Genomic DNA, 18,909 nt, shown 5'->3' with positions numbered 1-18,909 from the left:
GCACCGTGTTGACATCGGCCACGTGGTGGCCGATCCACCACCCGGCGACAGGACGCGAGCGAGCGAGTGTTCGGAGGCGGTGCGTGGGTGACGTTGGCGCGCAGCGCCATCCGGGCGCAAGCCCGGTCCAGCCCCCGGCGAGCGCCAGCGAGACCGGCCGCCCGCAGGGCGGCATCAGACAGGCGAGCGCAGCGAGAAGGAGCGCAGCGACTGTCCTGTCTTATGGGGCCCTATGACACCGATGCGGATTCCTGTTTGAGACTGTATAGTTATCCGCATAGTCGCATAAGAATGCAGCAGCTCGGGCGGTGGTCCGGGAGCGGAGCGAGGGGCCCGGACCGCCGCCCGGGATCGAGTCGAGAGAGAGGAGGCGCGGGTATGGCAACGGATCGTGCATCGCGCGCCTCGATGGATCACTGGGGTTTGCGCTCACGCGGGGCGGGGCAGGATCGTGGCCGCCGTGCGGCGATCATGAAGGAGGCTGAGCGCAAGACCGCGGGCATGGAGGAGACGCTCAAGCAGGCGGCGCTGAATCCGGCGATCAATCCGGAGATGACGTGGGCGAACGTCGACATGGTCAACGATGGCGACGGCGGCTTCAAGCCGATGCAGTCGATCGAAGAAGCGTTGCAGTACGGCGACGCCCGGGTAGCTCGGTTGACGAAGACTCCCAAGGCCGGGACGCCGAAGCCCGACGCCAAGACGCGGGATGCTCGTGAGGGCACGGGTGAACGGATCGGCGACACCATCGTGGGGCAGCTGCCGCTCGGAATGTGCGAGCCCGACGGCACCTATTTCAATCCGCGCGATCCGAAAACCGGCCGCGGCAAGGTGTACGCCAAGGGCTCCAAGGCCGGTGAGCCCATTATGCTTCCGCGTTATCGCGCCAAGGACATGGACCAGGCGGTGCGATATTTCGAAGCGTTTGTCGCGTTCCAGGCCCAGCTGCTCCCCGGCGGCCAAGAGTCGATCCACTGCTACTCGTTGCAGTTTGACGAGGGAAGACCTCACGTGCAGATGCTCTGCGACGTGTTCGAGGACGACATCAGCAAGAAGAACCCACAGGGGTTGAAGTCCGGCTACCAGAGGGCATTCGGATCGCATCGCAGCGATCGGCTGGTGCAGTCGACGGATCGCCGGACCGGGACGCCGCTGTTCGACGAGCACGGTGACCCGAAGATGGTCCGAGAGGCTGGCAGCCGCAAGATGTCGCGGTACCACGAGGAGTTGCGCGAGCACATGCTCGCTCTCGGGTATGACATCGAGTCCGAGATTGACGTGGACCGGCACATGCGCCGCCTCGATCACGCGGATTACCAGGCGCTGTTGGACGCGCAGGCTGAGCACGAGGACGTTGTTGCCGAGGACCTCGCGTTCGTTGCGGCCACCGCGAGCGAGATCGAGGATCACCGCGATGCAGTAGTTGATGCGCTGGTCAATGCTCACGAGGCCGCGGCAGAGGTGAGGCGGGACGAGATCGAGCTATCGATGCGGGAAACGAACTTCGGTGAAGAGGCCGCCGCGATCCGCCTCGCCCTCGACGACAGGGTCGCGGAGATCGACGCCGCCACGGTCGCGCGTACAGCACAGCTGGATCAGCGCGAAGCCGCGCTCGATGAGCTGGCTGCAGAGATTCCGCGACTCCGCGCCGCTGCCGTCGATGAGGGCCGCGCTGAAGGCCGCGAAGCGGGTCGCGCCGAGGTGGCGACGGAGCTCGCTGCGGCAACTGCGGCAAAGGACTTGGCTGAGCAGGCCCGTGCAGCCGCTGCCGAGCACGAACGGCGCCAGCGGGAAGCTGCCGATGAGGCCGAGGTCGATCGTGCTGCGGCGGCCGATGATCGCCGTGCCGCCGCCGCCGAGCGACAGGCCATCGGCGAAACCCTGGACCGAGTCGACGATTTGGCCAGCCGGGCTGAGAAGTGGGCGGACTACGACCATGGCGCGGCGACCGAGGCTATCCCTGACCCGCACATGCGGACCGCGCTCGCCATAATCCCAGCCTTCGAGCAGACGCCCGCTGGCTATACACGCGGGCCGGACGGCAAGCCGGTGAAGAGCACCGCGTTGGAGGTCGCCGGAATGCTGGCACCGGCGCTGGCCGAACGGGACCGCCAGGCTGCGGCACAGGTGCGCCGGGCCGACCGCGACGTTCGTGTCGAGCTCGAGCGCCGAACAAACGGCGGCTCTACGGCCGACGCCATCGCCCGCATCGAGGAGGGCGAGCGGACGATGGCTCAGCAGGACCGTGCGCGCGAGCTCGACCCGCCGGATCAGTCCCAAGGACAGGATCGGTGATGGCGACCGACGAGACGGGATACGGCACGCCGATGATCGGTACGCCCTCGGTTCGCGAACAACTCGCCGCCGCCCGCGCCAAAGCCCACGGCGAACACCGCTGCGGCTGGTGCAGCGAGTTGGCCGTAATGGTCGGCACGGTGTACGACCGGCCCCCGGGCCGCGACTGGCCCCTGTTGCGCTGCGACGACTACGCCTGCTTCGACCACATCCGCGACCTGACGGCGCGCATGGTGCGGCGGCGGGCCGCGCTACCGCGTTGGATCTGAGAGCTTCCCGACCGCCCGGTCGGGATGTAGGTAGAGAGAGGAAGAACCGATGCCCGAGAACAACGGCACCGCCACTGCGCGGTTGCGTGAAGCAGAGGCCCAGCGGGAAGCCGAGGCGCGCCGACACCAGCGTGAGGAGCAGACTGCGAGCGATGAGCTCGATGAGCAGCGTGAGGCCGATCAGGCGATCCGCGCCGCCTCCGGCCAGGAGAAGCGCGACACCGCCGACATCGACAAGGAGCGGTTTGATGAGATGCGCGATCTGCTGAGCCGCCCTGGCGGCGAGGCCGCGGTGAAGAAGAAGTTCGGCGACGGCGCGATGAACTCGCCGGAAGCCCGGTTGGTCAAGCAGCAGCAGGCGACGGTGAATGCCCGCGTTCGGCAGCAGATCAAGGACGCGAACGAGGCGGTACAGGACCCGATGAAGACGGCCTCGACCGCTGCGACCGGCGTCGACGTAGACGCCATCGACCGCATCGAGGCGGCTGAACGGACCATGGCCGAGCAGGATCGGGCCGCTGCCCGGTCGCGCGGTCTCGATCAGGATCGCGGCCTGTCGCGATCACGGTGACGCGGAATGCAGACCCCGCCGCCACGAGAACCCACAAAGAGACCCCCGGAGCCGCTTGCTCCGGGGGTCTCGTCGTCGCTGGCGTCACCGACGGAGGTCGGTGGCATCCAGGTCGGGCAGCCGAACACGGACGCCGGCCATCCCCGAAAGCAACAGACGTCCGAATCCGGGTTCGACCGCATTCAAATCCGCGACAGTGAGAGCGGCTCCGCGTTCGCGCGCGTGACTGGCCTGGGCGCCGGTGCGCGACGCAGTGCCGCGCTCTTCGGTTGGGGTTAGCGTGACTGCGCGTTCGAGTAGCTCGATTTCGTTCGAGCCAAGCAGTAACAGAAAAGCGGGGAACGTGTTGCGCAAGATTTCGCACGACGCGTCAGACCAAACTCGTTTGAACTGAGAACTATTTTGCAGCCCACCGAGCAACCTGATCTTCCAACCGCGCCCCTGTGAAACCCAACTCTCAAACAGTCGAGCGGGCGGAGCGGCCGCGTTGGCGAGCTCGTCCAAAACATAAAGGACAGTGCGCAGATCGTCGTAGTGGATGCTCCAGTGCTGCGTGATTTGCGCAAGCGTAATCGACGCGGGTGGTGCTGCGGCTCCATCGCTCGGCGCGACGATATAGAGCGTCGCGCCCTTGGTCGCCAGCATCGACGGTTCGAACGGTGTGTGCCCGGTTGCGACGGCGTCCGAAGACCAGCTCGACATCGCGGATTGACAATTCATCCCGATCGAATCCCGCTGTTTCGCGTCCATCGATCGAGCCGCGAGAAGGGATTTCGTGTGTCGTGATCCGAGCACCAAGCACCTCCGGATTGCGACGCTCCAGTTCGCGCTGTCCATGTCGCGCGGTTCGGGTGCGGCGGCAGCGGTCGCGTCGACGCCCTCCTGCGTGATGCCGACGCCGACCTGTTCGACGCCCTCCATCGGATCAGCTGCAGCAGGTCCCACGTCCTCGCAGGCATCCAGCGCCCAAGCGACCCCGCCGCCCCACACGCGCTGCTTGGTGTACGGGTCGGTGTAGTAGCCTCCGGCCCGCAGGAAACACGCTAATCGCCTGCGCGCCAACGATTTCCAGAATGATGAATCCCCGCCGCCCCCACCGTCACCGCCGTCGCCCATCTCGAGCAACAGGTCAGCGAGGCGGATCGCGTCATCGTCACAGGTCAGGGCGGCGCAGGGATCTGCGGAGACGGGTGTGACGTCGATACCCCGCAGTTCACTGGGGCGCACCCGTCCGGCCAAATCCATGACGTAGACAGGGCCGTAGCGGGCGCGTCGCTCGATCGTCAGCTCGCACAAGTCACCTTTTGAGCTCATAGCCACGACCGGCCGCGGCCCCCAGGCCAGCACATTGGGTGCCAAAATCGAACGAGTTTTCGAAGCGCCCGTTTCGCCCGCCACCAGAACGTGTGGCGGACCCGCAGCGAGATCACCATCGACTCGCCCGCGGTTGCGCCAATCACGCACCACCGGTCGGCCATCAGGCAGATCGATGATGCCCACGTACGGATTGTCCGGCAGTGCCGGTGGCGTCGTGCCCGCGGCGTTCCTGCTCATGATTTTCTTCATCATTGCTCCTTCTCTGTATGTCCCGGTGTCGCGGCCCACCGGGCCGCGATGGCCGTGGCGCCTGCGGCGCTGGCCCTGTCGGCTGCTTGATCGCGGGCGTCATCGACGACGGCCGCGAGATCGTCGGGCGGGATGGTCTGGCTCGCCCACAACAACAGCGCCCTTGCCAACAGCCCGGGCGTGATGCCGTGCTCGCGCGCAAGTCCCCGGAGTCCGTCGAGTTCGTCGACGGTAAGCGGCACCCCCTGCCTGGTGGTCAACGAGTCCGACATCGGTTATCTCCCTTGGTTATTCGATGTACTCGAATCATGTTCTCCACCTGCACCTTTCGGTCTGCCGATTCCTGGAATGTAGTTATTCATATGCATTATTCCGTTGTGCTGCAACATAATTCGTGCTTGCAGTGCGTCACGTGCTGAGCGTAACGTAACCGGCATCGGCAGTACAGCCATAGGAATCGAGAGGAGGCAGATATGGTGCAGACGCAGTCCGGTCGCAGCATCATCGGGATGATCGTCAACGCCAAAACCATTGTCGCCGCAGTAGTTTTCATCGCCGGTGCATTTGTCGGCGGCAGCCTGGTCGGCGACGAAGGTGGCAAGGATGCGGACCGGCAGCGAGTCACGATTGAGCACTGCCTACCGCTTCAGACGGCCGAACAGCTGGCCGCGTGCCTGGGCGGTGCGAAGTGAGGGCCACCCGTTACGAGCGCGAACGGGCGAGCTGGCTCGCTCGTCACTCGAAGGACGGCAGCGTACTCCGCCGCCACAGCCAGATTCTCGATCGTGCCGCCCGCCGCGCTGAGCTCGACGGAGCGGGCGTCGCCCAACCCGCGGGTCAAGATGAAGTCGAGCGTCACTGGATCAAGGTGCATCTGCTGGGCGATGCGTTCACGTCGAACCGGATGTTCGTCACCGTCATCGTCGCGGTCGTCGCGGCCGTGACGGTGCTACCCGGCCTGGTCATCGGCGCAGGAATCTATCGAGTCCTCTGGCTCGCTTCACCGCGAATCACGCGGCCGCGTATGTGGCCCAGTGTCGCAGCGGGTATGGCGGGTGCGGCCGCATTGCTGGCAGCAACGCTGTGGCTCTTCGACGTTCCAATGCGGTTCGTGAAGCTGCACGTCGATCGCTACTTCCCGAGCAATTTCTTCGAGTTGAACTCGATCTCCTCATGGGGGTGGCAGTTGGTGATCGGCCTCCTGTTCGCCACCTGGCTGTTCTATAGCTGGGGCTGGGCGGGCGTACCGAAGAAGAAGTTGGTCGCGGCGAAGCAGCTTCCGGACGGCACCTGGGAGCGCATCGACGACAAAGACCTGGTTCGCCTCGATCCCGGCGTTGAGCCGGACGAGGAAGCGAAGGAGTCCGAGGAGCCGCAACGTCAGCTCGAGGCTCCGAAAGCCCAGGCCGTGCCTGTCGAACCGGAACCGGTCGTGGTGCCGAAGCTGCCGGAATTGACGCCGGACGAAATCGCGGCCCAAGAAGCCGTGATGGACGAATCCCTCGGTTTCGGTCATGCCGGCGAACCCGACGTTCTCGACCAGATGCCGACCGACATCGACGATGAGCCGGAGTTCAGCCACGAGGACGAACGAGACGACGAGGAAATCCGATGAGTGACACCGCAACCACCACCGACACCGCAGCCGTAGACAACCTGCAAGCTCTGCAGCTCGCGCTGTTCCTGATCGACCACGACGCCGACTCAGACGACGAGGGATTCCAATGACCCGCGGACGCCTGATCGGCATCGCAGCCCTCCTCGTCGTGCTCGGCCTCCTGGCCCTGATCGTCACCGGCGCCGTGCTCGGCGGCGGGTGGCGTTGGGCCGGGGCGGGCGCGGGGGCGGCATGTGCGGCGCTGATAGTCGCGGGGTTTGTGGCGGGCGGACGAGACAGCAAGGGAGGCAGCTGATATGAGCAACCAACAGCCAATCACGGTCCACGTCCAGACCGGCACGGGGGAAGTCCTGCGCATCGTCGGAACCATCATGGCGTTCGGTGGGATCGGGATGGTGGCCTGGGCCTTTGGCCAGGGATCGTGGGCGCCCTACATCAGCGTCGCGTCGACGGCCGCACTGGTGTTCTTCGTTCGACAGCTCTGGGGGCGGCGGTTGATCGGGCTGCCGACCAGGGCGGCCACCGGAAGCGACGGTTGGGTGGTCGCCGACGCCATGTCGGGCGCGGCGCAGGGCCGTCTCGCTCGGACCAAACTCCCCACGCTACTCGCGATCTCGGTCCTGTACGGCGGTGCGTTCCTCGCGGCGCGAGAGCTGATCGCGGTGGGGTTGCGACCGATCACCGGGGGACCGGTCGCCGGTTACGCCAGCATCGCGATCACTGCGGCGCTTACCTTCTTCGTCGGCCAGATACTCCGCCGTGCTCGCACCACCGGGGCCGCCACTCAGGCGCCCGCCTGGGCGGCTGTGATGGCAGGTCGCGAGGACCAAGGTGATGAGGAGTTCGTGCTGGCCGTCGCCCGGTGGGCGGCCCAGGCAGCCACTGTCTATCTGCAGCGGTGCAACGTCGCGGCCCTGGCTGTGGCCTCGGTTGGATACGGGGTCGGCTTCCTCGGAGTGCGGCAGGCGATTTCGATTCTTCTGCACATCTTCTCGAACCTATACATCGCTGCTGGTGTTTCGCTTTTGCTGGGATCGGTGGTGGTCATGCCGGCGCTGTGGCCCAACATGATCGCGAGCCTGCGGCGCAACGGCGTGATCCGTTCGGCTCAGCCTGCGGCGGTGGCGGTACAGCAACCGTCCGCACCTGCACCAGCGCCCACATCGACACCGGTCGTCGAGCATCCGGTTGCCTCCGCACCCACGCCCACTCCGCAGGCCGTCGAACAACCGGCCGCACCCGCTCCCGCCGTCGCACCCAAGAAGGTCCGCAGGGTCCGCAAGGTCGAACAGTCCATGCAGGTGACGGTCGTGCGCAAGACCAATAAAAAGGAGAACTCCGATGTCCAAGCATGAGTTTCGCGACGAGGATGGCAACATCGTCGACCCGAGTGAGATCGAGAGCGGTGGCTACGAGGTAGTCGATGATGTACCCGCCGCCGACGCACTCGCTACCGCCAACCCGGCACCGAAGCACAAGGGCCGCAGAGTCGTTGCCGTCAGCGCCGCGGTCATCGCCCTGTTGGCCGGTGGCGGAGGTGCTGCCTATGTCCTGACCAGTGGACACAACGACGCTCCGGCGCCCGCGGCGACCTCATCGTCGAATATGTCGTCGGTGGCCCCGTCGTCGACACCGAGCAGCCCGTCGAGCTTGGTACCCGCAGCGGCGAACGGTGTCAACGCGGTTCAGCCGCCGCTGCTCGCTTGCCAGTCCGGAGTCGACAAGGCAGCGTGGCCCGCGGGTGACTCACGTCCGAACGCAATGTTGAAGGTCATCGATTCGGTCCAGCTCCCGCCCTCGTTCTCAGGTCGGGTGGGCGCACAGCTGTCCGAGCAGATGCACCGGGTGCAGATCCTCCAAACCGGTGACACCGGCCTCGGAATCTACTGGGACGAGCGCGATTCGCCGCTGAGCTCCGGCTGGTGGAAGGTCAGCGTCGAGACGGGCTCAGGCCGCCCCGTGGTCGCGGGCGAGGGCAGGGGCGCCGGTGGCGACAAGGACTTCCCGGGAGCCTGCACGTCGTTCTTCAAGCCAGACACGTACCTCGTCGTCGGGAGCGGCGTCCCGGGAGCGGCACAGGCGGATCAGCCCGGCCAGATTCCGCTCAGCGCGCTCAAGGTGGATGCGTCGTCGTTGAAAGCTGGCGCACCGCAGGTGGTGTGGGCGGTGGCTCGCGACAAGCTCCTGAAGACGGAACTGATGTGGGCCAGTGGTGGGAGCGCCTCGAGTTCGTCGAGCGCGTCCGTTTCGACCACCCCGGCAACCGGGGAGGGTGAGCGATGAGCGACGAAGAGGAACTGTACGTCGACGAAGACGGCAACGTGATCGATCCGTCTGAACTCGAGGCTGGTGGGTACGAGATCGTCGATGACGCCGACGCGGCGTCGGATCATCCTGCGGCACCACCGATGACGGAAGTTCCGACATCGACCGGCCCGACGCCGAAAGCGCCGAAAGCTCTGCTCGCTGTCGGTGCAGCAGTTGTGGCGCTGGTCCTCGGCGGCGTGGTCTACGGCGCGCACGCGATCGGATCACAAAACACTGCCGGCGACATCAAGGCGGCGGCGAGCAGCAAGAAGGACGAGCTCGAATCCCGTTACCAGTCCGAGTCGGCGTCGGTGCGCGGTAGCGCCGAAGCCGAGCGTGCAGAACTCGCACCGACAGCGTCGTGTGGTGAATACACCGGCAAGGGCTTGGCCTCAGCGCAATGGACAGGCTCCGACAGGCCGTCGATGCGGCTGAAGGTTACGAGCACCACCGATCTCCCATCAGGATTCACCAGCCGCGCCGGTGATCTTCTGAAAGGTGGTGCATCGCAGCCCTCACCGATCTCGACCTGGGCAGACCCTTCACAGGGTGCAGGGCCTGACGGCGGTACCGGCCCCCGCGTAGTGCTCTTGCAGCTGACCACGGATCAGATCGGTGCTTACACCGGCAGCGGAGGTGCGACTGAACAAGGCGGGAGCTGGTGGAAGGCAACGGCTTCCACCTCCCCGGTGCGCATCGCCGGTGAAGGCCCGGGCACCGGCACCGATCAGCCGATGCGCGGTGCGTGTCGGACCGACTTCCAGCCTGGCGATTACAACGTCGCCAGCAACGGCTCGACCGGCGATCGCACCCGACTCGCGGCGGTCATCGCCAGTGGTGAGTCGAAGAGCACGACCGCCTGGGCCATCGTCGGCACCAAGTTGGCCCAACTGACCCTCGAGCACGACGGCTCTGCCAGCTCGAGTCCTGCACCCACCCCCGAAAACTGAAGGAGCACAACGACATGAACACGAAGTCACGCATCGTCGCCAGCACTGTCGCCGCAGCAGCTGCACTGGCAGGTCTCGGCGTCGGCACCGCATCAGCCTCGATCCCCGACGGCCGCTACGTCTTCACCAGCAGCGCAGGCGCCCACGCCCCCGCCACCATCTCCCGTGGTCATCTCCACTACCTCGGCCAAGACCTGCCGATGCACCCGACGCGAGCCGGCGCGACGGTCGACGTGGCGGGCGATGCGATCACCTACCGACTCACCCAGCGGGGCCGCGGATTCAGCGGCCCGTCCCTGATCCTCGGAGTACCAACGGGGGTGACCATCACGCTGACGCCACGGTAGGCAGATCGAAACAGCTAGCTAGACAACGTATTCAACGCAAATCAGGCATCAATGCAAGGAGTCAGAGAATGAACACCAACAAGATCAAGACCGCCACCGTCGCTCTCGCCGGAGCCGCCGCCATCGCTGGTCTCGGAGCGATCGGCGCAGGGACCGCCGCGGCCGACGTGCAGCCCGGCAACTATGACGCCGAAGTTCACGCAGTCCTGGGCTTGGCGCCGATCCCGCTGGGTCATGTCCCGGCGTCGATCCACGGCGACGTGATCACCATCGGCGGGCAGAGCGGTCACCTGACCCCGACCGCAGACGGTGCGCGGGGGTCGATTGCCGGGGTGCCCGTGGTCGTCGAATCGATGGGGGACGCCGACCCGGGTGCTTACACGGTGCATGTCGGTCCGGTGGCCAACGCCATCTACCTGCGCCATCGGTGACGCTTGGCGCACAACAGTATTCGAGCCCCGTGACGGACCTTCCGTCACGGGGCTCGCGTCATTCAAGCGGTGGAGATTTTCAACAGATGTTGCGAGAGCGTGCTAAGCCGTCGACTCTGGTGACACACCCGCGTGGACTCTCTGAGCCGCGATAACTGGACAGCCCCCGACGCCACTCTGGCGGCGGGGGTGACCATTCGCGCACATTCAGAGAGAGAGCAATCCAGTGCCCACAACATCTTTCGACGACCTCCTACATTCGATGCGCAGGTTGACGCCACATGTCGACCCGACCGCCCCCACGCCTGAAACCGAGCGGATCGTCGCCGCCGCGGCGACGCTGCCCACCACCCATGTCACCCCCGCAGACCTCGTGGCGTGGGTGGTGGCGCATCCGAGGGATGTTCCCGTCCTCGGCTTAACAGTCGGCCTCTCGCGCGAAAAGCTCATCAACCTCTTGCGTCATCAATTCGGCACGCCTGCATGGGCCGTGATCGCGCGCGAGCAGCCCGAGGCCCTTATCGCCTGGCTCGACGAGGAGTTCGAGGTGGTCGCGTCCCTTGACGCGCAGGCGTCTCGCGACTACACGCTCGCCGACGTGCTCGTGGCCCGCGCTGGCACCCGAGCCACCGCGATCCGTGCCGGTCACGCGGGTAGGTATATCGAGGACGAGATCGAGGATCTGGTGCGCGAACTCGGTCTGCCTTACGTTGTTCGCAGCCGCTTCATCGGCCGTGACGGTTTTAGCGCACCCGCCGATCTGATCATCGGCGAACTCGGATCGGGACGCGAAATCGTCATCCCGGCAAAGGGATTCGACTCTACTGGCAGCAAGTTGACCGACGCTGAGAGGGAGATCGCCGCGGTGGCAGCGGTGCGGCTACCGGGTCAGGCCGTGCTCGCCGTCATCGACGGGATCGGTTGGAATATGCGAAAAGCCGATCTTCGTCGGATCTACGCGATGGCCGTCGATGGCCGCATCGACGGTGTCTACACGTTGGCCCAGATCGACGAGCTGCGGGATCACCTGATCGTGCTCGCCCGAGAGCGGGGGCTTCTCCCGTCATGACCGGTCCGAATGTCTGGCACCCACAGGTCAGGCTCGACCGCGGATTCAGCGTCGACGTGGAGATGGTGCGGATCATCGAGAGCTGTTTCGAGCGTGGTTGGATCACCAGGTTCTCGTGCCAGGGTGGGGTGATGTGGGAGCGACGGGTCACATGCCCTGCATATGTGGCTTTCGCCCGCGATGATCATCTCGCCTTGGTCGACTTTGTGGCGCAACAGCTTCCGCCCAACTCGATCGAGGTGATCGGCGGTGATGTCCCGGCCGTCTACTTTGAGCCTTCGCTCATCCCTTTGCTCGAGCGAGCACTAGCCGGTTAACGCGTTCGCTCAACTGGATGGACCACTGAGTGGGTGCCTGGAGCTGGCGTTCGGTGCGTTTCTCGGTACCCGAATACGGAGTAGGGCCGCGGGTTGCCGAGACAGTGCTCACCCGTGGCCGCCTCTGATCGCTAACAGGAACCGACGGTCATCCTCGACGGTGGTGACGAGCTTGGCAGGACTCGAGCGGCGTTCGCGCATAGCCGCGAGGGCTGTCGGAGGTGCGCAGTAAGCTTGCCGATCAGGCGAAACGACGGATGGGACTTGTCTGTGAGTGGTGACAACGATGGGGATCTCCGGCTGTATGAGCCATTCCGTCGCACTTTCAGCGGGCGCACCATGGACGAGGAGACTGAGTGCTTCAAGAAGCAGGCGCGTCGACTGCTGGAGGAGGTCCGCGCCGAATTCACCGCCGACGATAACGGCGTCGCGCTGTCGGGGAATGAGTTCGAGATCCGGCGTCGCCTTGTGGCCACGTTGTTCCGTGACCTGATCGACCTGAAGAACCGCGCCAAGCAAGGTTGTGTCCATGGCAGCGGACTACGGGGCGACCGGGATTCTGAGTGGTGTTTCCCGCTCGAAGGCAACGAAAATCAACTGGGTGAGCTTCGGCACCCCGTCACCATCGACGGCGAGGGTGAGACCGACATCTTCGGGTGGCAGTTCCGCATGTACTTCGCCGCACCCCTGGTCGAACCCGCCTTGCTGTTGTGGCTGGTCTTCGCGCGTAAACCCTCTGGCAAAGTCTCCGACGAATGGCGCGACATTCAGTCTGTCCACATAGGCCAGTCGAAGGCCGAGTTCTCCAAGTGGCGCGATGCCCGATCTGGCAACCGACTTACACGCTGAGCGAGTAGAGGTTATTCTCTACCGCATGGGAATCTTCGAGGAACTTGCCGATGAATTCGGCTTGGGCCCAGACTCCGCCGAAGCCGACCTCGCTGCCGACCTGGCTCGCGCCGACGAACTGTTTCTGACTCAGCTCGTCGCGCTCAGGCACGCGGCGGGCTACACACAGGAAGAGTTGGGCCGCGCCTGGGGGCGGCACAAGACAGCTGTCAGCCAGTTTGAACGCCCCGGCGCTGACCCACGTCTGTCTACGATTCGGCGGTACGCGGCCTCAATCGGTGCCGAGTACCGGCATTTCGTCATGCTCAGCCCCGCCTTCCACGACCATATTCACGCAGTCGATCCTCGGAAGGTGTTCCTCATGTGGAACCCGCACGAGGAGGCCGACGGCGCACTGCCCGAACCGGCTCGATGCGAGTTCAGGCTGATACCGATGGCCTCTTCTGATCGTGTCACTGATCAATCTGGTGAGCAGTTCTGTGCCTATCAGTAACAGCACCGAGCATCGCCCCCCTGGCGAGATTTGGGACAAAACGACCTCCATTGATCACCACACCTTCGTTGCGGTTGCTCGCGCCTACCGCGCGGACCGGGATGACGCACCAAATGACAACGACACCGGCGGCATAGCCCTCACGCCTTACATCGGCCAGAACAAGGGCGATTGGTTCGTGATCTCACTCAAGGCGTCCTCGAAGCTCCCCGGCCATCTCGTCGAGTTCGAGGAGGCTGCGCAAGTCGTGCTCGATACCGATCTCCAATTGACTTTTGACGAGTTGCGAGAGTTCGGTTCGGAGTACGTGCTGCCGTTCCTACTTCCCTACGTCGAGAGCGGGTTCACCCGCATGTGTAGGGAGGTCGACGAACGTCCACCACGTTTTCCGTTCATTACCATGCAGGGCATGCTGCTCAAGCACCCGGCGTTCTCGGAGGCGTCCGAGGCTGGCGATGACGAGGAGCAGACCCGGGGCAGGCATTCGCGAGACGAGGCAGCCAGCTCCGCTGGTTGATGAGTGCGGCCCGGGTTACGTTGGCCTGGTAAGCAGCCGAGCTTCGCAGAGCGCGTCGATCAGCTCGCTCCCGCACTTCGTCGTCGCGGCGCGACTCTGCCGTTGCACAAGGCCATCCGAACGGCGCACGTTCAAACCCTGACCGACGAAATAGTCTCTCTACCAGTTACTTCGGTTCGCAGTGGCTCACATCTGCGGACTGGCCCAACTTGGTCCAATCATCAGATGCGAACAAGGTGGCGCGATACAGCTTGGTCCCACCGAGCAGCAGAACCCATAGCTTCGTGTTGTCGAACTGATCGCGGAGGATGCTCAGGGCCGCGGTCTGGTTCTTCTGCTGGCCCTTCGCCGCGGCGGGAATGTCGATGCCGCTCTTGGCCTCGATGCGGTAGTAGCCGTAGTCGTTGGCGGTCGCCTCTGCGGCGGGCTGATTGCCGAAGGTTTGGCCGCTGTAGGTAGCGGTGGAGACGACTCGGCCAGATTGGTCGAAGATGGACAGTGTCTCGTTCGCGGGCGCGTTGACAGAGTTGGCGCCCAACCGGCCCGCGCCGACGCCGACGTTCTTGTCGGCGTACTGAGTCAGCCGGACTGCGTCGATCGGGTCGGACAGGTCGGCAACCTGCGTGACCAGCGCCGACAGCTGCGGCGGCAGATCGTATTGGTCGGTGAGCATCACAACTCGCGTCGGCTGCCTGGACCCGTTGCGGGTCCAGGTTTCATCCCACTTGGCTTGGCGCAGACCGTCGATGTTCTCATACCTGCTGCTGGTCTCGTCGACCCAGCATCTGAACGCTGAACTCTGTCCTGCACCCGGGTTGGCGGCATTCGTTGTGCTCTTGTCGTCACCACCACTGGTCAGCGCGACGATGATGCCTACCAGCGCGATAACAACCACGACCGCGGTGATCGCGACCAGAGCCGCGACCGGTTTCGATAGAACTCGGCGAGGTGCGGTCGGCGCAGGCCGACCGGATAGAGCAGCCAGAGTCGCCTCGGTGATGGGCGGTGCAGCCGGATCATCCAGCTGCTGGTCGTACCGTGCGCGCCGCTGCGGGTCACCGAGGATCACGCGCGCAGTCTCAATTCGGCTGCGCGCCAGCTGGTCTCGTGGATCGGTGCGAGACAGCTCATCCGTCAGCTGTGCGGCGAGAGCCTCCGGCGGTTGTCTCCGGTCCAGCCGGTGAATGACGTACAGATCTATATCGGGCATGGTGTGTCGTCCCCTCGTTGTCGTCAGAGGGAGGGCATGCGGGTTGTGCGGCTATTCGAGTGTCTCGGCAGCAGCCTGATCGGATTCGGCCGCAGCGTAGAGCTCGCTCGGTCGGGTGCCGAGCGCCTTGGCCAAATCCCAGATGCGGTCGCTGCTGATGCTCGCCTCGCCTGCCTCGAGCCGGGCGATGGCCGACCTCGATAGACCGCTCGTTTCTGCGAGCCGCTCCTGAGTCAGGCCCGCTCGCTGCCTGGCCGCGACCAACGCCTGGGCCAGCGCGTTCCTACGCACAGCTCGCACCGCCAGTTGGTCTGGCGTGAGGGCGTCGTCGGGCACTGGCACCCGATGATCGTCCCATGTCGCTGCAGGTCTGCTGCATGTCTCCCTCGGTGTCTGCAATCTCTGTGTCGCTAGCGACACAGAGACACAGTATGTCCGATCATCGGGGATGTAGGCACCAGCGACGCGTCGGTCGGTCAGGTGAATGGCATGGCGGCGTTTCGCCGGTCGTTGCGTTTTGCTGCGCCGTGGTCGCGCTCTCGTTCACAATGAGTGCTCCTCGCGGAAAGGTGCGGATTGAGCATGAACCAACCCCCAGGCTGGTATCCCGATCCACAGTCGAGAACCCAGATGCGTTGGTGGGACGGGCAGTCGTGGTCAGCGCATACAACCCCACTGGCCGCGTCGTCGGCACAGTCGTCTCAGCGGCGCACATTACTCATCGTCGGGGTGCTAGTCGGCGTGAGCGGCCGAGGAGGCACTCGGTGAGCCGTTGCCGCCGCGATGGGTCGCCTACCTGACCGGGCCGAGCGTCCTCGAGTTCGCCGAGGGCGAGGAGTACCTGGACATCTTCACTCCCGCCGACATCGCCGATGTGACCAACGCCTACTACGAGTGGGTGCCACGCATCGGTGCGGCGATGATCGCCGGTGACGGGGGTTCGGGCCGGCTCATGCTGGATACGCGCGTCGGCGACGACAGCCCGGTCGTGTCCTTCTACCCTGGCTACGACGGTTGGGAGGGCACCACCGTGCAGGCCGACAGCATCGACGACTTCATCCGATCGGCGGAGGCGGGCACGTTCGAGATCGTCTTCGACGACGCACCGGAGTATCGCCCGAACTCGTGATCTGGCGGGCTGGTGCAGGGTGAACAAGCGATCTCGTAGGCCGCTCGCGCATGGGACACGGGGCACCTGCTTCCGAGTGACGGCGCAGCTGAACAACGATGGCCCCACGTAAGCGAGTTCGGAGGATGTGCGTGTGAAGTTCGATGAGATTCGCAGGTCTTTCTACGGGACGTGGCACGCGACCTACCAGGCGCTCGACGACTTGACTGCTCAGGAGGCGCGGGGCATGCCCGCGATCTGGCGGGAGTTGGTGACCTCTGGCGATGAAGCGGGAGAAGCCGTCGCCTCGCTGTGGCGGCAGCTGTGCCCGCGCCTTCCTCGTGTCGCAGACTTCTTGGAGGAGAACCTGATTCAAGTCGGGCTGTCACGGATGACGACTCCGCACCACGTAGTTCGAGGCTTCCAGCTGGGCGACCGTGCCGGCTATGACACCACCGAGATCGCGCTGGTGTACATCACTCGGGACCTAGACCACGTCGTGCCATTCAACGCCTGGATCGGACGCCAACCGTTTCGACAGGAGTTGCCAGCGTGGTGGGATTCGGTCCGGTCAGTGTTGGGTGATCTCGCGACTGAGTTCCACGACGGCTTCATGCTCGACTCGTGGGAGCAGGGACTCCTCGCGATTCCGGACATGCCGACAATGTCCGAGCTATGGATCGACTACGTCGACCCCGACGCGGAGATGATGTACGTCCACCGCGAGGCCGACTACCAGGCCGCAGTGCCGCGCGAACAATGGCCGGACTTCTCGCAGCTGCGAGTCATCGCCGAGGGCACGACTAACCGAGCGTGGGCAGTCGACCAGCGACGAGCCGACAACACCGGCTGGGGCGACGGCGCCGACACCCTCGCTCCCATCAGCGATCTCGCGCATTCGATCGAGGACATGCTGTGCGAACTCATGATTCCCAGGACTTAGTGTTCGAGACGTGTCGATCGACTAGACGAAACGAGCGCAGGCTGCTTCGCTAGGGCACCGCTGGGTGCATTCGGATGCGATGCTAGCGGACGTGTTTGGACGAAACGCTGACCCTGCTGTCGTAGCCGAGAAGATGGCGCGCATCCGCGATCCGCACGTTGCGCCGCTGAATGCGCTTGCCGACGAGATAGCTGACTATCTCGATATTCCGCGTGGCCATGTCCCTTACGTCGATCCCGATGTCGGTGGCGTCAACGCCAGGATGCTGGTGCTGCTTGACAACCCGTCATCGAGAGCCGAGGCGGGCACGGGGTCGGGGCTACTGAGTCTCGACAACGATGACCGGACCGCGCGAAACTGCCGAGAGGCCTACGCTGAGCACGGCATCGACTGGTCAGACGTCGTGCATTGGAACGTCGTGCCGTTTCCCGTCGCGGACACCAATGGCGGCTCGACCCCCGGAGAGCGCGGCCGCGGTGCCCGGTGGACCCGCGAACTCGTCGATCGGCTGCCGCATCTCGAGATCGTGCTGCTGCTCGGATACGCGGCCCGCGACGGCTGGGACCGAGCTGGCATCCAACGCGTCCTGTACCGACCGGACCAATTCGTCCCAGGCGGCAAGGTGCCGCACTGCTCGCAGCGCGGCCTCGCCGACCCAGACCGACGGCAGGCATTCCACACGGCGCTCGAGGATGTCGCGGAAAGACTTAGGGCGAAGCTGGGGTCTATTCCGACAGTGTGAGGCGGAAGCCCGGCGTGATAGCGGTGATCTTGGAGAAACCTTCCCGGTGCTCAAGGACTGTGTCCCCGACGCGCTTGCGCATCACCGCCTTACCGATCTTTGAGGAGTACCCCTCGGTCGGATATGTCGAGTCGGTCGTTCGGGCGGTGAGCACGAACGTGTACTGCCGACCGCGCGGGTGAACGATAGTGACAATCGACCCGGGCAGCACTCTGTCGTCCGTGGAACCCTCGGCGGCGACGTGGTCACGATCCCTGAAGTATCGCGTGAGCTTGTCATCCAGGTCACGGTGAACGGCCTGCGAGGCCAAGCCCGCGAGGCGATGCTGTTCGAGTTCGTACTGTGCCAGCTCGCGGTCGAAGGCACCCCGAGACTTGATACGGTTTGCTCTGTCGAACGCCACCGCTCCCGACTCCACCCGCAACTGACGGAGCTGCTCGTCGTAACGTCGGTAGTCCTCAAGCCGTTCCCACTCGTCGCGGCAATCGTCGAGCTTGGCTTCGAGTTCGCGAATCTGTTCAGCCTGCTTCCTCAACTGCTCGTCGTAGTCCCGGGCCTTCGAGTCGTATATGAACTCGTAGCTCACCTCACCCAGCACCTCCACGACGCGGTCACCTATGGAGGGCCATTTTCCTTCACCAACGGGTGCGCCTGTCACGCCGCCGCACCGTTCTCCATGAGCACTTTGTGCACCGTCCCCACCGAGACCCCGACTCCGGCGGCGATCTCACGGATCGACTCGTCGCGGTCGCGGCGGGCCAGGATGGCCGCGCGCTTGTCGTCGTCGACGACGCTGGGTCGGCCACCGACCACGCCGCGCCGGCGTGCGGCCTCCAGGCCACTGCGGGTCTTGCGGGCGATGTCGCGGCGCCGGTCCTCGGCGATGGCCAGGGCCATGTCGAGCACGAAGCTGCGTTCGGTGTGCTCGCCGGCCGCGATGCCTTCGAGGACCTTCACGCCGACGCCGCGGGCGAACAGGTCGGCCAGCACGCTCAGCCCCTCCGGCAGGTTGCGGCCGAGGCGGTCGACCTCCAGCACCGTGAGCATGTCGCCGGGACGTAGGTAGTCCAGAGCCGCCTTCAGGCCGGGTCGGTGGTCGACGTTGAGCTTGCCCGAGACCTTCTCCTCAAACACCTTCACACAGATCGGGTCGAGCGCGTCGTGCTGACGCTGGACCTCTTGGTCCTTGGTACTGACCCGGACGAGTCCGACGAGATCGCCCATCACGAGGCCTCCTGTTCATCAAAGGTGTTCACCGATGGCTTCGGCGGCACACTCGACACTACCAGTAAATGAACGGGTTTTCG

General features: G+C 64.9%; 25 protein-coding genes. 19 read left to right on the top strand and 6 right to left on the bottom strand.

Annotated elements, in window-relative coordinates; genetic code table 11:
* The first annotated feature begins 378 nt into the window (after positions 1-378).
* Genes LK459_RS07585 through LK459_RS07575 form a run of 3 tightly spaced genes read left to right on the top strand, consistent with a single transcriptional unit; the run spans position 379 to position 3,135 of the window.
* Positions 379-2,295 carry a coiled-coil domain-containing protein gene (locus LK459_RS07585; protein ID WP_227922522.1) on the top strand — a complete coding sequence of 639 codons (1,917 nt, stop codon included), beginning with the start codon at positions 379-381 and terminating at the stop codon, positions 2,293-2,295.
* Complete coding sequence (locus LK459_RS07580) at positions 2,295-2,564, top strand: hypothetical protein (RefSeq protein WP_227922520.1); 270 nt, start codon at positions 2,295-2,297, stop codon at positions 2,562-2,564. The genes LK459_RS07585 and LK459_RS07580 overlap by 1 nt, the downstream gene beginning before the upstream one ends.
* Positions 2,565-2,613: 49 nt before the next feature.
* Entirely contained in the window at positions 2,614-3,135 is a 522-nt protein-coding gene (locus LK459_RS07575; RefSeq protein ID WP_227922518.1) for a hypothetical protein, read from the top strand.
* A gap of 84 nt (positions 3,136-3,219) precedes the next feature.
* Here LK459_RS07575 and LK459_RS07570 read toward each other — a convergent pair whose 3' ends face one another.
* The gene (locus LK459_RS07570) at positions 3,220-4,704 is read right to left on the bottom strand and encodes a type IV secretory system conjugative DNA transfer family protein (protein WP_227922517.1); all 1,485 of its coding nucleotides are present in this window, start codon (positions 4,702-4,704) and stop codon (positions 3,220-3,222) included.
* Positions 4,701-4,973 (bottom strand): hypothetical protein, encoded by a 273-nt coding sequence (locus LK459_RS07565; protein WP_227922515.1) that lies wholly within the window; start codon positions 4,971-4,973, stop codon positions 4,701-4,703. The genes LK459_RS07570 and LK459_RS07565 overlap by 4 nt, the downstream gene beginning before the upstream one ends.
* A 201-nt stretch (positions 4,974-5,174) precedes the next feature.
* On the opposite strand from LK459_RS07565, the gene LK459_RS07560 reads away from it, so the two are divergent.
* From LK459_RS07560 to LK459_RS07505, 12 genes are all read left to right on the top strand, one after another.
* Positions 5,175-5,393 carry a hypothetical protein gene (locus LK459_RS07560; RefSeq protein ID WP_227922513.1) on the top strand — a complete coding sequence of 73 codons (219 nt, stop codon included), beginning with the start codon at positions 5,175-5,177 and terminating at the stop codon, positions 5,391-5,393.
* On the top strand, positions 5,390-6,316 hold the full coding sequence (locus tag LK459_RS07555) for a hypothetical protein (protein ID WP_227922511.1): 927 nt from the start codon (positions 5,390-5,392) through the stop codon (positions 6,314-6,316). The genes LK459_RS07560 and LK459_RS07555 overlap by 4 nt, the downstream gene beginning before the upstream one ends.
* 109 nt (positions 6,317-6,425) lie before the next feature.
* Entirely contained in the window at positions 6,426-6,614 is a 189-nt protein-coding gene (locus LK459_RS07550; RefSeq protein WP_227922505.1) for a hypothetical protein, read from the top strand.
* Between the two features lies 1 nt (position 6,615).
* On the top strand, positions 6,616-7,674 hold the full coding sequence (locus tag LK459_RS07545) for a hypothetical protein (protein ID WP_227922503.1): 1,059 nt from the start codon (positions 6,616-6,618) through the stop codon (positions 7,672-7,674).
* Positions 7,661-8,602 (top strand): hypothetical protein, encoded by a 942-nt coding sequence (locus tag LK459_RS07540; protein ID WP_227922501.1) that lies wholly within the window; start codon positions 7,661-7,663, stop codon positions 8,600-8,602. Before LK459_RS07545 ends, LK459_RS07540 begins: the two co-directional genes overlap by 14 nt.
* Positions 8,599-9,576, top strand: coding sequence for a hypothetical protein (locus tag LK459_RS07535; protein WP_227922491.1), 978 nt, complete (start codon positions 8,599-8,601; stop codon positions 9,574-9,576). Before LK459_RS07540 ends, LK459_RS07535 begins: the two co-directional genes overlap by 4 nt.
* A gap of 14 nt (positions 9,577-9,590) precedes the next feature.
* Positions 9,591-9,923 carry a hypothetical protein gene (locus LK459_RS07530; RefSeq protein ID WP_227922490.1) on the top strand — a complete coding sequence of 111 codons (333 nt, stop codon included), beginning with the start codon at positions 9,591-9,593 and terminating at the stop codon, positions 9,921-9,923.
* Positions 9,924-9,991: 68 nt separating this feature from the next.
* Positions 9,992-10,354: a hypothetical protein gene (locus LK459_RS07525; RefSeq protein WP_227922485.1), complete on the top strand. Its 363-nt coding sequence runs from the start codon at positions 9,992-9,994 to the stop codon at positions 10,352-10,354.
* Positions 10,355-10,616: 262 nt separating this feature from the next.
* Complete coding sequence (locus LK459_RS07520; protein WP_227923613.1) at positions 10,617-11,423, top strand: hypothetical protein; 807 nt, start codon at positions 10,617-10,619, stop codon at positions 11,421-11,423.
* Between the two features lie 587 nt (positions 11,424-12,010).
* The gene (locus LK459_RS07515; protein WP_227922475.1) at positions 12,011-12,589 is read left to right on the top strand and encodes a hypothetical protein; all 579 of its coding nucleotides are present in this window, start codon (positions 12,011-12,013) and stop codon (positions 12,587-12,589) included.
* Positions 12,590-12,614: 25 nt separating this feature from the next.
* Positions 12,615-13,082, top strand: a complete 468-nt coding sequence (locus LK459_RS07510; protein WP_227922473.1) for a helix-turn-helix domain-containing protein — start codon at positions 12,615-12,617, stop codon at positions 13,080-13,082.
* Positions 13,039-13,599, top strand: a complete 561-nt coding sequence (locus LK459_RS07505) for a hypothetical protein (RefSeq protein ID WP_227922472.1) — start codon at positions 13,039-13,041, stop codon at positions 13,597-13,599. The genes LK459_RS07510 and LK459_RS07505 overlap by 44 nt, the downstream gene beginning before the upstream one ends.
* A gap of 166 nt (positions 13,600-13,765) precedes the next feature.
* On the opposite strand, the gene LK459_RS07500 is transcribed toward LK459_RS07505, so the two are convergent.
* Together LK459_RS07500 and LK459_RS07495 are read right to left on the bottom strand one after the other, a co-directional pair.
* Positions 13,766-14,668 (bottom strand): hypothetical protein, encoded by a 903-nt coding sequence (locus tag LK459_RS07500; protein ID WP_227922470.1) that lies wholly within the window; start codon positions 14,666-14,668, stop codon positions 13,766-13,768.
* Positions 14,669-14,860: 192 nt separating this feature from the next.
* Positions 14,861-15,151, bottom strand: coding sequence for a helix-turn-helix domain-containing protein (locus tag LK459_RS07495; protein WP_227922468.1), 291 nt, complete (start codon positions 15,149-15,151; stop codon positions 14,861-14,863).
* Positions 15,152-15,391: 240 nt separating this feature from the next.
* On the opposite strand from LK459_RS07495, the gene LK459_RS23260 reads away from it, so the two are divergent.
* From LK459_RS23260 to LK459_RS07475, 4 genes are all read left to right on the top strand, one after another.
* Positions 15,392-15,577: a DUF2510 domain-containing protein gene (locus LK459_RS23260; RefSeq protein WP_227922465.1), complete on the top strand. Its 186-nt coding sequence runs from the start codon at positions 15,392-15,394 to the stop codon at positions 15,575-15,577.
* Between the two features lie 4 nt (positions 15,578-15,581).
* Positions 15,582-15,938, top strand: coding sequence for a hypothetical protein (locus LK459_RS07485; RefSeq protein WP_227922463.1), 357 nt, complete (start codon positions 15,582-15,584; stop codon positions 15,936-15,938).
* 133 nt (positions 15,939-16,071) lie between these two features.
* Positions 16,072-16,860 (top strand): hypothetical protein, encoded by a 789-nt coding sequence (locus tag LK459_RS07480; RefSeq protein ID WP_227922460.1) that lies wholly within the window; start codon positions 16,072-16,074, stop codon positions 16,858-16,860.
* Positions 16,861-16,939: 79 nt separating this feature from the next.
* Positions 16,940-17,602 carry a uracil-DNA glycosylase gene (locus LK459_RS07475; RefSeq protein ID WP_227922458.1) on the top strand — a complete coding sequence of 221 codons (663 nt, stop codon included), beginning with the start codon at positions 16,940-16,942 and terminating at the stop codon, positions 17,600-17,602.
* On the opposite strand, the gene LK459_RS07470 is transcribed toward LK459_RS07475, so the two are convergent.
* Together LK459_RS07470 and LK459_RS07465 are read right to left on the bottom strand one after the other, a co-directional pair.
* Positions 17,586-18,260, bottom strand: a complete 675-nt coding sequence (locus LK459_RS07470) for a GreA/GreB family elongation factor (protein ID WP_227922456.1) — start codon at positions 18,258-18,260, stop codon at positions 17,586-17,588. The two genes, LK459_RS07475 and LK459_RS07470, sit on opposite strands and share 17 nt — an antisense overlap.
* Positions 18,257-18,826 (bottom strand): recombinase family protein, encoded by a 570-nt coding sequence (locus tag LK459_RS07465; RefSeq protein WP_227922455.1) that lies wholly within the window; start codon positions 18,824-18,826, stop codon positions 18,257-18,259. Before LK459_RS07465 ends, LK459_RS07470 begins: the two co-directional genes overlap by 4 nt.
* Positions 18,827-18,909: the final 83 nt, after the last annotated feature.

It is taken from the genome of Gordonia otitidis, assembly GCF_020735545.1.
GTDB lineage: Bacteria > Actinomycetota > Actinomycetes > Mycobacteriales > Mycobacteriaceae > Gordonia > Gordonia otitidis.
The sequence above is the reverse complement of the archived record's forward strand: the minus strand, read 5'-3'. Positions and strand labels throughout refer to the sequence as shown.